This window comes from Leeuwenhoekiella sp. A16 (assembly GCF_047946675.1).
GTDB lineage: Bacteria > Bacteroidota > Bacteroidia > Flavobacteriales > Flavobacteriaceae > Leeuwenhoekiella.
On sequence record NZ_CP172313.1, the window covers coordinates 1,930,646 to 1,946,368 of the forward strand.

Here is a 15,723-nt window from a genome sequence, read left to right on the forward strand (position 1 = left end):
CATAAATTTTCGTAATTTTGCGTGTTTTTTAGCCATAATAGCAATTAAGAATTACTCTATGAAAGATAAGAGGATATTGTACGTATCATCTGAAGTTATACCTTATTTACCGGAAACCGAAATCGCCTCGATGTCATTTGATGCCCCTCAAATGGTAAACAGCAAAGGAGGTCAAATCCGGATCTTCATGCCCAGATACGGCAATATTAATGAAAGACGGCATCAGCTTCATGAAGTTATACGTCTATCTGGAATGAACCTCGTTATCAATGATTTTGACATGCCTTTAATTATAAAGGTTGCCTCTATCCCTAAAGAACGTATTCAGGTTTATTTTATTGATAATGAAGAGTATTTTAAGCGTAAGGCCACTTTTACAGATGAAGATGGTAAGCTCTTTGCAGATAATGATGAGCGCGCAATATTCTTTGCAAAAGGGGTGGTAGAAACTGTAAAGAAACTTAATTGGGCTCCAGATATAATACATGTGCACGGTTGGTTAGCATCATTACTCCCTCTTTACCTAAAGGTTTATTATGCTAGTGAGCCATTATTTAAGAAAAGTAAGATTGTTACATCTGTATACAATTCTGGCTACGAAGGCACGTTAAATGAGCAAATGATTGATAAAATTGCTTTTGATGGGGTGGATAAAAAAGATATCGCAGAGTTAGAATCTCCTTCTTATGAGAATCTAATGAAAGTTGCGATTAAAAATTCTGATGCTGCAATAGTAGGATCTGCAGAGCTTAGTGAAGATCTGGTAAAATATTTAAATACTACCAAGATACCTGTTCTCCCTTTTAAGAAGAAAGAGGAGTTTGCACAAGCCTACGAAGAATTCTACACTACAAAAGTCCTTGACTAATATTATACGAATGAAATTTACAACCTTAATCTTAAGGACGGTAGCTGTGCTATTTGTTTTTACACTTATGTTATCCTGCGAGAATGATTTTCAACCTCTGGGAAGCAATATAGTTGATAGCACAAATTTTAAATCTGATAGTCTTTCATTGCCTGTCACTACTTATACAAAAAGGTTTTTTGATACTTTAGGGGTACAAACAAATGGCACATCTCTGGGATCTCTGGGTATTTATGATGACCCTGTTTATGGTACTACAACCGCTTCTTCACTAAGCCAGGTTGTTTTGTCAAGAAGTAATCCTGTATTTGGCGATAATGTGGTTCTTGATAGCGTCATTTTTAGCATGCCCTATTTTAGTACTTCTAGTATCGATGCAGAAGGAAATACTGTGTATACACTGGATTCTGTGTATGGTGACACTCCTATGAATTTAATAGCATATCGCTCAAATTACTTTTTAGGGGATAACACACCTCCTGATTTTGAAGACAGAGCGATCTATTATTCTAACCAAATGAGCGATTTTCAGGGAATAGAAGGTGATTCTTTATTTGCTGCTGAGAATTTTGTGCCATCAAACAAACCCGTACGAACAGATTTACCGGCTGCTGCAGATGCAGAAGATCAAAGTGCTGTTATAACGTACACAGAGCCAGCTTTGCGCCTTTCATTAGGAACAGAATACTGGAAACAGGCAATTATTGATAAAGGCGGAGATAACGTACTTTTTAATGATAATAATTTTAAAAATTATTTCAGAGGAATTTATTTCAAGGTTCAACCGCTTGCTAATAATAAAGGTTCTTACTTCCTTTATAACTTGAGTGCGACCAAGATTACTCTGTATTACAGATATGGTACTAATGAGCCTACCACTAGTGGAACACTTGATTTGCAGTTGTACTCAACATCAGAGTCAGGTGGTCTGCGCACGATATCATTAACGGGACTTGATAATTCTTTCAAGCCTCAGATCGCCGATGCTGTAGGAACTCCTGATATGGAAAATGGGGATGAAAATTTATATTTAAAAGGAGGTCAGGGTAGTATGGCTGTAATAGATCTTTTTGGTCCTGATGATAATAATGATGGCATCCCTGAACGTTTAGAAACTTTAAGAGATAGTACCTGGTTAATCAGGGAGGCTAATATTACATTTTACGTTGATCAATCTAAGATAAGTGCATTGGGAGGTCAGAACTATGACGAACCTGAGCGTCTTTATATTTATAATTTAGATACAAATCAGCCGCTTGTTGATTACACTTTTGAAGCTACTGCAGGAGCATCGGGAGCAGATGGTATAACTACTCATCTTGGGCCGTTAACAAGAGATGCAAGTGGTAAGGGCATAAGCTACAAGATCAGGATTACTGAATATTTAAAGTCTTTATTGAATTCTTCAAACGAGAGTCCGGCAACAAAGCTTGGTCTTGTAGTAAGTCAGAATGTAGGTTTAACTTCTACTGGCTCAATTGAGGGTACTTCTTCTGAAGATAAACCTAACAGAGTGCCTTTTGGTTCTATTTTGTCTCAGAAAGGAACAATTCTTTACGGTAATCAAGGTGCAGATGAAAGTAAACAGGTTAAACTGAATATTTACTATACTAGCTCATCTTCAAACTAGTTTTTTATGTGTGGTATTGTTGGTTATATAGGTCACAGGGAAGCATATCCTATAATTCTTAAAGGATTGCAACGTCTGGAATACAGAGGTTATGATAGTGCGGGAATCGCACTTTTTGATGGTGAAAATATAAACTTGTGTAAAACAAAAGGAAAGGTTGAAGACCTGGAGCAAAAAGCAATAACCGAAATTTCTACAAAAGGAAATATTGGTATAGGTCATACACGTTGGGCAACTCACGGTATTCCTAATGATCTAAATGCTCATCCTCATCAATCTAATAGTGGTGATCTTGTAATTATACATAACGGTATAATCGAGAATTACGATGCTATAAAGAAAGAACTTATAAAACGCGGTTACACTTTTACATCAGATACAGATACAGAGGTTCTTGTGAATCTTATAGAAGATGTAAAGAAAAATGAAGGTGTTAAGCTTGGTAAAGCTGTTCAAATAGCACTTAACCAGACGGTAGGCGCTTATGCAATTGCAGTTATAGACAGAAATAAGCCAGATGAGATCGTAGTGGCACGTCTTGGTAGCCCACTGGCTATTGGGGTTGGAGAAGGAGAATATTTTATTGCTTCAGACGCTACGCCTTTTATAGAGTATACTCAAAATGCTATTTATCTGGAAGATGGTGAAATGGCTATCGTTCGAACGCAGAAAGATATCAAAATTCTTAAGATTAAGAACGATGAGCTAGTTGCAGACCCGTATATACAAGAGTTACAATTAAATCTTGAGCAAATAGAGAAAGGCGGTTACGACCATTTCATGCTTAAAGAAATTTACGAGCAGCCACAGGCAATAAGAGATACTTTTAGAGGACGCATGCGTTCTAAAGAAGGAATATTAAAATTAGCCGGAGTAGATGATAACATAGATAAGTTTGTCAATGCTAAACGTATTGTGATTGTAGCTTGTGGTACATCATGGCATGCAGGCTTGGTTTCAGAATATATTTTTGAAGAACTGCTAAGAATACCGGTAGAAGTAGAATACGCTTCAGAATTTAGGTATCGTGATCCTGTGTTGTTTAAAGATGATATTGTAATTGCGATTTCTCAAAGTGGAGAAACTGCAGATACAATGGCTGCTATGAAACTGGCTAAAGAGAATGGCGCTTTTGTTTTTGGAGTTTGTAATGTGGTAGGTTCTTCTATTTCGCGCGAAGCTCATGCGGGAGCATATACGCATGCAGGACCAGAAATTGGTGTTGCTTCTACTAAAGCATTTACAACGCAGATTACCGTTCTTACCTTGATAGCTCTTAAGATTGCTAAAGAGAAAGGAAAGATTTCGACATCAGATTTTCACTTACACCTGCAGGAGTTAGAATTGATCCCAGAAAAAGTTGAGCGTGCCCTTTTATCTAACGATCACGTTAAGGAAGTAGCCGAAGTTTATAAAGATGTAAGGAACTTCTTATATCTGGGCCGTGGATTTAATTTTCCGGTTGCCCTTGAAGGCGCTTTAAAGCTTAAGGAGATCTCTTATATTCATGCGGAAGGTTATCCTGCTGCAGAGATGAAGCACGGGCCAATTGCTCTTATAGATGAACAGATGCCGGTAGTTGTTATAGCTACGCGAAAAGGTCATTATGAAAAAGTTGTTAGCAACATTCAGGAAATAAAATCTCGCAAAGGAAAAATAATAGGTATTGTTACAGAAGGTGATGTTACTGTAAAAGAACTTGCAGATCATGTTATAGAAGTTCCTGAAAGTATGGACTCAATGTCTCCTTTATTAACCACCATACCGCTGCAATTACTTTCTTATCATATTGCTGTAATGCTTAATAAAAATGTTGACCAGCCTCGTAACTTAGCAAAATCTGTTACGGTAGAGTAGTTATTGCGTTAGGGCTTAAATATTTAGCCTGATTGACTTAATATTTTGAAAAATGCGTACATTGTTTATGTAAATCTAAATTTATATAAATGAGAGAGCGCATTACTTTTCTTGTATTTTTATTTAGTGTATTCTTTTCTTTTAGTCAAACTACAGTAACCGGTACCGTTGAGGACGAAAATGGGGTACCTGTTTCCGGGGCAAATATTACTGTAGAGGATACTAATCTGGGCACCGCCACAGATTTTGATGGTAGGTTTGTTTTTACCACTAATGAATCTCTTCCTTTTAATCTTGTAATTTCTAATCTTGGTTTTATTTCGCAAACGATTGCGATAGACATGAACAATCAGGTTGTAAATGTTATTTTGATTGAAGATGAGACCCAGTTGGGAGAAATAATAGTTTCAGCTTCTCGTACCCCGGAGCGTATTTTTGAATCGCCTGTATCTGTAGAAAGTTTTGATATAAGAGATATTAAAAATACCGCCTCTGCAGATTTCTATGGTGGTCTGGAAAACCTTAAAGGGGTTGACATGAATAGAAATAGCTTAACTTTTAAATCAATAAATACACGGGGTTTTGCCTCTTTTGCTAATAATCGGTTTGTACAACTGGTAGATGGGATGGATAATGCTTCTCCTGCTCTCAATTTTGTACTCGGAAACCTTTTAGGTATGTCTGATCTTGACGTAAACAGTATTGAGCTTCTTCCGGGAGCTTCTTCTGCTTTATATGGTGCCAACGCCTTTAATGGTATTTTGTTTATGACCAGCAAAAACCCTTTTGATCATCAGGGAATAAGTACCTATTTTAAAGGAGGTATTACTTCTCAGGATGCAGCGGGAGATAATGAATTCTACGATTATGGCATTCGTGCAGCTCATGCTTTTTCTGATAAGTTTGCTGCGAAAGCTAATTTTTCCTATTTAAGAGGCACAGATTGGTACGCTGTAAATGAAGATGATGTGCTTAATCCGGGTGCTACACGTGCAGATCCTAATTATGACGGACTCAATATATATGGCGACGAAGTGAGTACAAATATTCTGGGGGTGGGGCAGGCGCTTGCTAACGCTGGTGTCATTCCGCAAGGTGCTCAGAATTTTCTGCCTAATGAAGTTGTAAGCAGGACAGGATATGCAGAGCAAAGTCTTACTAATTATAAAGCTGAAAGCATAAAATTTGACGCGGCTATTCATTATAGGCCATTTGCAACCGATTTTGAGATAATTTACGCAGGTAAAATAGGAGTGGGTTCAACTATTTATCAGGGTTCTAACCGTTATGTTTTAGGCGGTTTTTTTCTACAGCAGCATAAAATCGAGATTAAAAACAACAACTTCTTTGTACGTGGTTACATAACAGCAGAAGATGCAGGCAATTCATATGATACTCGTTTTGCTGCTATAAATTTAAACAGATCATGGAAGTCTGATGATCAATGGTTTGGGGAGTACGCTGGCGCTTATATACAAGCTACGCTCGCTGGTGCTCCTGAAGAGCAGGCTCATCTGGTAGGGCGACAAACAGCTGATGCAGGAAGGCTTATGCCGGGAACAGCTGCTTTTATGGCTGCTTTTAATAAAGTAATCAATGATCCTCAGCTGGCCACGGGGGCGCAGTTTAAAGATGAAACCCAGCTTAGGCATGTAGATGCCAACTATAATTTCACGCATCTTACCAGTGATTTTGCAGAAATACAATTAGGGGGTTCTTTCAGAGAATATAAACTCAATTCTTTTGGAACAATTTTCACAGATTATGACGGGCCTATCACGTACTCAGAATTTGGTATTTATACACAAATCCAGAAAAAGCTGGCAGATGAGCGGTTGAAACTTACGGGTTCAATGCGCTACGATAAATCTGAGTTGTTTGATGGTCAGGTAACGCCTCGATTTTCGGTGGGCTATACATTAGGAGAAAAGCGTAATCAAAATTTAAGAGCTTCCGTGCAAACGGCATTTAGAAATCCTACAACACAAGATCTGTTTATTGGTCTTGATGCGGGAAGAGCTGTACTTGTAGGTTCTGCAGAAAGTAATTTAGACAGGGATATTCGCACTTATCCATTGAGTGGAACAGGGCAAACCATCACAGGAACTCAAAGAGCGACGGTTGTAGGGAGACAGGCTTATGAAAATTCTTTTTCGCTAAACTCTGTAAGTGCCGGTGCCCCGGAAAAAGCTATTGTAGATCTGGTTAAACCGGAAGAGGCAGTGGTTTATGAAGTTGGCTATAGAGGGCAGCTTAAAAAATTGAGTATTGATGCGAGTGTTTATTATAATGTGTATTCTAATTTCATTTCAAATGAAACAACACTTGTGCCGCTGTATGGTGAGGTGGGCGATAATACACTTTCATTACTGGCTCTTCAAAATAATGACTATGCTGCCTACTCAACATATACAAATTCTGATACTAAAGTGAAATCATACGGTGCTACGATAGGTTTAGGAACAACTGTTTTTGATAAATTTTCACTCGATGCTAATTACACATATGCCAAGCAGGATTTTGATCAGGCTTCAGATCCTGATTTTAGAACAAGCTTTAATACACCTGAACATCGTGTGAAGGCCTCTTTAGGAGTAAACGAGCTTTTTGAAAATTTTGGTTTTAAATTTAGTTACAGGTGGAGTGATGCATTTTTCTGGCAGGCCACATTTGCAGATGGTAATGTGCCGGCATACTCTGTTGTTGATGCTCAGGTAAATTATAAAATCCCAGTTTTAAAAGCCACTTTTAAAGCAGGAGCCAGTAATTTACTCGGTAATGAGTATTTTACTGCATATGGTACGGGTTATATAGGCTCGCAATATTATCTTTCTTTAACGATTAATAACCTCTAATTGCAAATTTTTACCTTTTTATAATAGCAGATAAACTATATATGCAGTGTCTATTACTGTAAATTGAAACTAAGATCAGTCATCTTAAAAAATCCATAAAAAGAGTTTTAGGTATTTAAATATTAAAAACTATCTTTGCACGACGAAAAATCAGTGTATTTTAAAACACATATAATTTTTTTTCGGCTACATATTTTGCTAAACATTAAATAGTTAAGAATGTCAAAAGTTACAGGTAAAGTTGCCCAGATTATTGGTCCTGTTGTAGATGTTGAGTTTGCTGACAGCACATCTCTTCCTAAAATTTATGATTCTTTAGAAATCACAAAACCTGACGGAACATTATTGGTTCTTGAAGTGCAATCGCACGTGGGTGAGAACACTGTGAGAACCATCTCTATGGATTCTACAGATGGTCTAAGCCGTGGTACAGAGGTTTTATCAACTGGAGCTCCTATACAAATGCCAATAGGTGAAGATGTATATGGACGTTTATTTAATGTTATTGGTGATGCCATCGATGGTATAGGTAACCTTCCTAAAGCAGGTAATGCAGGACTTCCTATTCACAGAGAGGCACCAAAATTTGAAGATCTTTCAACTTCTACAGAAGTTTTATTTACAGGTATTAAAGTAATTGATCTTATTGAGCCTTATGCAAAAGGTGGTAAGATTGGTTTATTTGGTGGTGCCGGTGTAGGTAAAACGGTATTGATTCAGGAGTTGATCAACAATATTGCAAAAGGACACGGTGGTCTTTCTGTATTTGCCGGAGTAGGTGAGCGTACTCGTGAGGGTAACGATTTACTGCGTGAGATGCTTGAATCTGGTATTATAAAATACGGTGATGAATTTATGCACTCTATGGAAGAAGGCGGTTGGGATCTTTCTAAAGTTGATAAATCAGCTATGAAAGAATCTAAAGCAACTTTCGTATTCGGACAGATGAATGAACCTCCAGGAGCTCGTGCTCGTGTGGCGCTTTCAGGATTAACTATCGCAGAATATTTCCGTGATGGTGCTGGAGACAGCCAGGGGAAAGACGTACTTTTCTTTGTAGATAATATCTTCCGTTTTACACAAGCGGGTTCTGAAGTATCTGCACTTTTAGGTCGTATGCCATCTGCAGTAGGTTACCAGCCTACACTTGCAACAGAGATGGGTGCGATGCAAGAGCGTATTACTTCAACTAAAAGAGGATCTATTACATCTGTACAAGCGGTTTACGTACCTGCAGATGATTTAACTGACCCTGCACCAGCAACAACATTTGCTCACCTTGATGCAACAACTGTACTTTCTCGTAAGATTGCAGAGTTAGGTATTTATCCTGCGGTTGACCCGTTAGATTCTACTTCGCGTATTCTTACAGCAGATATTTTAGGTGACGAGCATTATGACTGTGCTCAACGCGTAAAAGAGTTATTGCAACGATATAAAGAACTTCAGGATATTATTGCCATCTTAGGTATGGAAGAACTTTCTGAAGAAGATAAACAAGCGGTAAGCCGTGCACGTCGTGTACAACGTTTCTTATCTCAGCCTTTCCACGTAGCAGAGCAGTTTACAGGTATACCTGGTGTACTTGTAGATATTAAGGAAACAATTAAAGGTTTTAACATGATTATGGATGGTGAGTTAGATCATCTTCCTGAAGCAGCCTTTAACCTTAAAGGTTCTATTGAAGAGGCTATAGAAGCTGGTGAGAAAATGCTTGCAGAAGCTTAAGATATTGATTGTTTTTCGCCTTCGCGAAAAAGATAAATTAACATATTTATGCACTTAGAAATTGTAAGTCCTGAAGCGACTTTATTTAGCGGAGATGTAACTTCTGTAACCGTTCCTGGTACAGATGGTGAATTTCAAATGCTGGATAATCACGCGCCTATTGTTTCTCTTCTTGAAGAGGGAGTAGTTAAAATAAAGGGCAACATTACCATAAAGGAGAAGTTTAAATCAAAATTTACTCAAGGTAAAGAAGCTAATGAGATGCTATTAAAAATTTCTTCTGGTACGTTAGAGATGAAAGATAATAATGCAATCATATTAGCAGACTAATAATATTTCAATAAAGAAAAAGCCCTTACAAAATCTGTAAGGGCTTTTTTTATGCTTAGAAAACTTAGCCGATTTTACTTTGTTTTGAGCCAGTTTTCACGTTCTTTTAGCTGATTTTTACCAGCATTTTCATCTATTGAAAATGAATAAGCAGGATCTTTTGAGAGCTTAACCTCCGTTTTTTCATCTTTTTGATAACTTTTAAACCCTATGCTCAACTTATCACCGGGTTTAGAATTTTCAATTGTTGAATTGAATGCATCTAAAGATGTAACAGGACTACCATTTAAAGTGGTAATTAAATCACCACTATCAAGTCCTGCAGTGTAAGCGGGACTTCCTTTTGCAGTGTTTCTTGATATCAGCAAGCCATCTTCCGTTTCCTTTAATGATGCTCCCAGGTAAGCTTTAGAATCATCTTGTGAGAGAACAACTCCTACCTGCTGTAAAAGTTCTTTATAATCTGGCATTTCACTTTTGTAAATATACTTATCAAAGAAAGCTTTCGCGAAAGCTTCTCCTGCATAATCACCAAGTGTCTCCTCTATGTCTGAAACTTGGTAGGCTACTTCAGGTTTGCCATAAGTTTTCCACATTTTTTGCATAAAATCGTCCAGATTGAGCCCTTTTTCGCGCAAGATAAGATCGAGAGCCAGGCCTAAAACACTTCCGTAGGAATAGTATGAAATGAATGTGTTCTCACGATTTACAGGATCTACAGAAGTAGCCGCATCTACAAAAGGCGCTTGCCTGCTCATCTCTATAGGGTTGAAATAATCGCGTGCGGGAGAATTCCACACATAATTAAAAGTACCGGTGAGACCACTAATGTATTTTTCAGGAGTGATAATCCCCGCTCTGCAAAGTATAAGATTGGTGTAATAACTTGTAAAACCTTCGGCAAACCAAAGTGCGTCGCTCATATTTGCTTTGTCAAACTTAAATGGCTCCAGATCAGCTGGCCTTATGCGCTCAACATTCCACGAGTGAAAATACTCATGAGAAACCGTACCTATATTATTTTCCATTCCGCCTTCAGCGAGACCTTCTGTATCTGTAAGAATTGTGCTGTTGCGGTGTTCCATACCGTCACCAGAAGCATTGGGCATATAACAAGCCAGAAATGCGTACTCGCCATAATCATAATCTGGCAATTCACCATAAACGGCTTTTTCCTGTTCTACGATCTTTTTTACTTTTTCAAAATAAGTGTCAACTTCTGCTTCAGTACCCAGATGGTGTAAAACAAATCTGATATGCTTACCATCAAGGTCAAATTCGCGTAAGTCATAATCGCTTATTTCTGTAGGGCTATCCATAAAATAATATAGATTGGGAGCGTAAAAAGTATTCCCTTTAAGTTCTTTTAACTGCGTGGCTACTTTCCAGTTTAGGTCTTCTCTGGGCTGAAAAGTGACCTCTATAGGCCGATATTGTATATCATCAACATACATAAAAGTAGCCGGCATATTAAGGTGTGCGTGCGTCTCATCTATTTGGGAATATGTACCATCACCGCGGTTCCCGAACAATGTATATTCTACATTCACTGTACCATCATGTCCAGAAATTTCCCAAGAGTAGGGATCAGGTCTTGTGTACTCAAGCTCTTCGCCTTTACTATTTGTGATCTTCACACCGTAAACATTTTTGGCAAATTCATGCAAAGCATATCTTCCCGGTGACGATCTGCTCATTTGCAGCTTTACTGTTTTGGTTTTGATATTAGGAAATGTAGCTTTAACAACGGCCTCGTGATGAACGGCATTTTTAAAGGAGATATCATACGTGTTTGTTTGTGCTTGCAGAGTGAAGCTTAAAAGGAGTAGGGCTAAGAGTAATCGCATCAAATTTAGTTTTGTGATGAAATTACGGTTTTCCTGTAAATTTTCAGGATTTGGGATCGCTCTTTTGTCTTAGTCTGTAGCGAAGTATAAAGTAACCACTTACACCGGCAATTACAGTCCCAAAGAGGATTCCTATTTTAGAAGCCGAAAGCAAATCGTTTTCTCTAAAAGCTAATTCACCTATAAACAAAGACATAGTAAAACCTACTCCGCCTAAAAAGCTGAGACTTACAATGTCTTTAATTTTAATCCCTTTGGGTAAATGTGCAATGCCCGCTTTATAGGCTAAAATACTTCCCAAGCTAATACCACAGACTTTACCCACCACCATGGCTACTCCTATTTGAATAAGTAATAATGGCTGATTAAAAGATTCTGCATCAAAAGTGATACCTGCATTTGCTAGTGCAAAAACGGGCATAATCACAATAGAAACCCACCCGCTTAATCCGTTTTCCAGCTGCTGCATGGGAGACTGTACTCTGTCTGTAATTACATTTATATCATCAACTGCTTCTTGTTGCTCGTCAGATAATACAAGATCGGGTTCTTCGGTTTCCTTAAAAGTATCAAGAGAATTTTCTACTTTCCCTAAAAAATTATCTAAACGCTCACTTCTGGCAGATGGTATCACCATTGCAAGCAAAACCCCGGCAATTGTAGGATGCACCCCTGACTCTGAAAATAGGATCCATACAGCTATACCACTAATGAGTAATAAATATTTGGAATGAAATTTATAATATGCTAAGGCTCCCAGAACTGCTAAAATACCTAAGGCAATAAAAAGATAGTTCAGCTGTATATCGCTACTATAGAAGAATGCGATTACAAGTATTGCCCCAATGTCATCAATAATGGCAAAAGCCGTAAGAAATATTTTTAATCCTAGGGGCACGCGCTTCCCCAGGAGGTGCAAAATACCCAGAGAAAAAGCAATATCTGTAGCCATGGGGATACCCCAACCGGTTGCTCCACGATCCTGATTTGTTACTAAAACAAATAGGAAAAATATGCCTATAGGGACTAAAATACCCCCTAGTGCAGCAAAAATTGGCATAGAGGCTTTACGTAACGTGGTAAGCTCGCCAGCTAGAATTTCTCGTTTTATTTCCAGACCTACATAAAAGAAAAAAATCGTCATCAGACCATCATTGACCCAAAGGTATAAAGGGTGGGTAATGACAAAATCAGCTTCAGTAAACCCGATAGAAAAATCTTCTTGCCAAAGTGAATGATATGCTTCCTTCCAAGGAGAATTTGCCCAAACCAAGGCAATTAGCGTAAATAAGAGGAGGAAAATACTTCCAGAAGAGGAATTATTTATAAATGATTCTACCGGATTTTTACTGATTTTCATGAACTATAGTCTAATTATTTGAGTTCCGTCGTTTCCCGATTTTATCATCAACAATTCCAAAAATATAATTGATAATCACAACGCCAAACGTAAGAATAAGTAATTCCCAAAACATACCTGCCGCCGAAAGACAGCCCGCTGCTGCTGCGCACCATATTGTGGCAGCAGTTGTTAACCCTTTAATTTTATTTTTGTCTTGTAAAATGGTACCTGCTCCTAAAAAACCTATACCAGTAACAACCTGACCCAATACGCGTGTAATATCTGTATTGTCTTCATGAAGATACTTAAGAGAAATAAGTACAAAAACGGCAGAACCTAAAGAGACTAAGGTATTAGTCTTAAGCCCGGCGCTTTTATTTTTTAGTTCACGCTCTACGCCTATTATTAAGCCGGCAACTATTGCACAGCTTATTCTTATCGCAAAATCACCAATTTCCATTTAATTATTTCCTGCTTAATTTTAAAATTAAACAAACTAGAAGAGAGTATTTAATAAAAGAATGCTAAGAGATGGTTTAATTTAATCTTTTTGATACGAAATCAAGTCTCCGGGTTGACATTCAAGAGCTTCACAAATAGCTTCAAGTGTTGAGAATCGAACTGCTTTTGCTTTACCTGATTTTAAGATAGAAAGATTGGCCTCGGTAATACCTATGATTTCAGCTAGCTCTTTACTTTTCATATTTCGATCTGCCAGCACCTGATCTAAGTTGATAATTATAGGCATGCTAAACAGTTAAATCATTTTCTTCTTTTAATAATAAAGCTTTTTTGAAGGCGTCGCTGAGTAGTAGAAAGAAAACACCAACCATAAAGCACGGAATACCAAACCCTATAAAACTTGGAACGATTACTATTACAATCTCAGAAAAAGTGAAATGTATACTGTCAATTCTAATAAGGACCTGCAATAAGAAAATAGCTATACCAAGGCTATTAAAAAGCATTCCAATGTTTTTAATTTTTAAGATAGCCTCATTTGAAAAAAGCCTGTTTTCTTTTAAAATTATTGCAAACCGGCGAAATTGATAAAGGATAAATGCTAAAAATAGGATGAATATAAATTGTGCAATGTTTAGAAGTGTAGCATAAGGTCCTTCAGTTTCTAGCAACGATTTAGCAGTAGAGGAAATGTCAGAAAAAATTGCTGCAATTGGGTATGATACAGCTGTGAGAACTGTTACATAAAATAGGACGTCAATTAAAATTTTGAAAAGTCTGGAAAGTTTCATTGCTGTATGTCGATTAAAGGCTAAGAATTTACTAAACAGTTAAATCATTTTCTTCTTTTAATACTAATGCTTTTTTGAAGGCGTCGCAGAGTAGTAAAAACAGTACGCCTACAATAAGTAAGAATAGAAGTAAACTGAAATTTGAAGAGCCAAAAGTGATGCTTATTCTTCCTTCATTTGTAAGTATTGAGGTAATTGCTATAAAAATAAGTGAACCTAATCCACAAGCGATAAAAAACTGACCTGCCTTTTGGGTGCTTTTAATTACTTCTTTAGAAAATAGTTTTTGCTTTAAAAGTTGGCCAGCAAATTTGCGCAACTGGTAAAACCCTAGAAAAAACCACACGAAAAGCACGAAAAATACAATTGTAAAAGTATTGCCTTTACCCCAAAACCGTTTTCTGTAAAAGGTATATTCACGTTGATAATTGCTTGTTCCGGGAAAAACAGGATATATAAAATAGTTCCAGGAAAAAAGATTAAAATGGGAATCATCAGGTAAAAGGCCAGATCAATAAGCAGCTTAAAAAGTTTGTTTAAAATCATAATCATCAATGATGAGTTACACCTATGCTAATTTTATCTGCAAAAAAGGCCATAGTGCCTAAAATAATTAAAGCCGAAACAGCGAGAATAAGTACTACTTGTTTTATTTTCATAATTAAAATATTATCGTTTTACGATAACAAATATATAAAAATTATTGAAAAACGATAATTTTATAGGAATAATTGTCCTCCAAGGTTTTAAAACCTTGTAGGTCTTGCCAAACTTCTTTGGTAGGTAGAACGATGCATTTATCTTTGTACTATGCTTCCTCAAAAACTACAAGCCAAGCTCGATAAACGTACCGAAAGTAATTCGCTGCGGGCACTCACCCATCAGTCAAAATTGATTGATTTCTCCTCTAATGATTATTTGGGTTTCGCTAAAAGCGAAAGCATTTTTAGAGAGGCTTCAGCAATTCTGGAATCCTCAGGCTTAAAAACAAATGGCGCTACAGGTTCGCGTTTGCTTTCAGGAAATCATAAGTTATATGATGAGGCAGAAAATCTGCTTTGTGGCTTTCATAAAACCGAAGCTGCTTTGATTTTTAACTCGGGTTATGATGCCAATGTTGGTTTTTTTGGTTCGGTGCCACAGCGAGGAGATGTAATTTTGTATGACGAATTTATTCATGCGAGTATACGAGATGGAATGCGGCAAAGTCTGGCCAAATCATATAAATGCAAGCATAACGACTTAGCAGATTTTGAACGTTTATGTCAGGTTGAGCGCAGTCGAAACCAATTAAATACAGAAATGTATATTGTCACAGAATCCGTTTTTTCCATGGATGGCGATAGTCCTGATTTAGAACAACTCGTTTTTCTGTGTGAAAAATATAAAGCCCCCCTCATTGTTGATGAAGCGCATGCTGTTGGCGTTTTCGGCAAGAATGGTGAAGGTTTAATTCAGCAATTGGGATTAGAAAATAAAGTTTTTGCACGGCTGGTTACTTTTGGCAAAGCTCTGGGCTGCCATGGCGCCGCCATTTTAGGAAGCGAGCAATTAAAAAAGTATTTGGTCAATTTTGCCAGAAGCCTAATTTATACCACAGCTCTTGCTCCGCATGCTGTTGCAACTATCATTTCATCCTATAATCAACTATACCGTCCTGATAATGAGATTATAGCTTTGAAAAAACTACCCGAAAACATCCAATTTTTTATCAAAAAAACCGACTTTTTAGGTCTAAAATCCCGCTTTATCGCAGGAAAATCGGCTATACAATCGGCTGTAATTCCGGGTAATTCTAATGTAAAAATGCTTTCGCGAAAGCTAAATGAAGCTGGTTTTGATGTAAAACCTATTCTATCTCCTACAGTTCCTGCGGGTCAGGAGAGACTTCGTTTTTGTTTGCATAGCTACAATACAGAACAAGAAATAAGCACTGTTTTAAAACTTCTTGCAGAACTGGTAAATAATTTCCCAGCATAGGAGAAGGATTGAGAGCTGGGTAGTAAATTTGCG

The 15,723-nt window shown here is 37.4% G+C and carries 13 protein-coding genes; 7 read left to right on the plus strand and 6 right to left on the minus strand.

All coding sequences use genetic code 11. The features are described 5' to 3' along the window. The first annotated feature begins 58 nt into the window (after positions 1–58). The 6 genes from ACH3O9_RS08240 (at position 59) to ACH3O9_RS08265 (ending at position 9,268) form a co-directional block, all read left to right on the plus strand. Entirely contained in the window at positions 59–868 is an 810-nt protein-coding gene (locus ACH3O9_RS08240; protein ID WP_416446144.1) for a glycogen/starch synthase, read from the plus strand. A 10-nt stretch (positions 869–878) separates the two neighbouring features. Continuing rightward, a complete protein-coding gene (locus tag ACH3O9_RS08245) occupies positions 879–2,498 on the plus strand; it encodes a DUF4270 domain-containing protein (protein ID WP_416446146.1) in 1,620 nt (539 codons plus the stop codon). Positions 2,499–2,504: 6 nt separating this feature from the next. Next, entirely contained in the window at positions 2,505–4,355 is a 1,851-nt protein-coding gene (gene glmS / locus ACH3O9_RS08250; protein ID WP_416446148.1) for a glutamine--fructose-6-phosphate transaminase (isomerizing), read from the plus strand. A gap of 89 nt (positions 4,356–4,444) precedes the next feature. After that, positions 4,445–7,210 (plus strand): TonB-dependent receptor, encoded by a 2,766-nt coding sequence (locus tag ACH3O9_RS08255; RefSeq protein WP_416446150.1) that lies wholly within the window; start codon positions 4,445–4,447, stop codon positions 7,208–7,210. Between the two features lie 219 nt (positions 7,211–7,429). Then, positions 7,430–8,938, plus strand: a complete 1,509-nt coding sequence (gene atpD, locus ACH3O9_RS08260) for a F0F1 ATP synthase subunit beta (RefSeq protein WP_416446152.1) — start codon at positions 7,430–7,432, stop codon at positions 8,936–8,938. Positions 8,939–8,986: 48 nt separating this feature from the next. Continuing rightward, positions 8,987–9,268: a F0F1 ATP synthase subunit epsilon gene (locus tag ACH3O9_RS08265; protein WP_416446154.1), complete on the plus strand. Its 282-nt coding sequence runs from the start codon at positions 8,987–8,989 to the stop codon at positions 9,266–9,268. Positions 9,269–9,342: 74 nt separating this feature from the next. Here ACH3O9_RS08265 and ACH3O9_RS08270 read toward each other — a convergent pair whose 3' ends face one another. The 6 genes from ACH3O9_RS08270 to ACH3O9_RS08295 form a co-directional block, all read right to left on the minus strand. Then, a complete protein-coding gene (locus tag ACH3O9_RS08270) occupies positions 9,343–11,115 on the minus strand; it encodes a M61 family metallopeptidase (RefSeq protein ID WP_416446156.1) in 1,773 nt (590 codons plus the stop codon). A gap of 43 nt (positions 11,116–11,158) precedes the next feature. After that, positions 11,159–12,475, minus strand: coding sequence for a Na+/H+ antiporter NhaA (gene nhaA, locus ACH3O9_RS08275; protein ID WP_416446158.1), 1,317 nt, complete (start codon positions 12,473–12,475; stop codon positions 11,159–11,161). Between the two features lie 10 nt (positions 12,476–12,485). After that, positions 12,486–12,917, minus strand: a complete 432-nt coding sequence (locus ACH3O9_RS08280; RefSeq protein ID WP_416446160.1) for an MgtC/SapB family protein — start codon at positions 12,915–12,917, stop codon at positions 12,486–12,488. An 81-nt stretch (positions 12,918–12,998) separates the two neighbouring features. Beyond that, positions 12,999–13,205, minus strand: a complete 207-nt coding sequence (locus ACH3O9_RS08285; protein ID WP_416446162.1) for a helix-turn-helix domain-containing protein — start codon at positions 13,203–13,205, stop codon at positions 12,999–13,001. A 1-nt stretch (position 13,206) separates the two neighbouring features. Next, the gene (locus tag ACH3O9_RS08290; RefSeq protein WP_416446164.1) at positions 13,207–13,710 is read right to left on the minus strand and encodes a DUF2975 domain-containing protein; all 504 of its coding nucleotides are present in this window, start codon (positions 13,708–13,710) and stop codon (positions 13,207–13,209) included. A gap of 31 nt (positions 13,711–13,741) precedes the next feature. Beyond that, a complete protein-coding gene (locus ACH3O9_RS08295; protein WP_416446649.1) occupies positions 13,742–14,167 on the minus strand; it encodes a DUF2975 domain-containing protein in 426 nt (141 codons plus the stop codon). 353 nt (positions 14,168–14,520) lie between these two features. Between ACH3O9_RS08295 and ACH3O9_RS08300 the strand changes: the two genes are divergently transcribed. Then, the gene (locus tag ACH3O9_RS08300) at positions 14,521–15,690 is read left to right on the plus strand and encodes an aminotransferase class I/II-fold pyridoxal phosphate-dependent enzyme (RefSeq protein ID WP_416446166.1); all 1,170 of its coding nucleotides are present in this window, start codon (positions 14,521–14,523) and stop codon (positions 15,688–15,690) included. Positions 15,691–15,723: the final 33 nt, after the last annotated feature.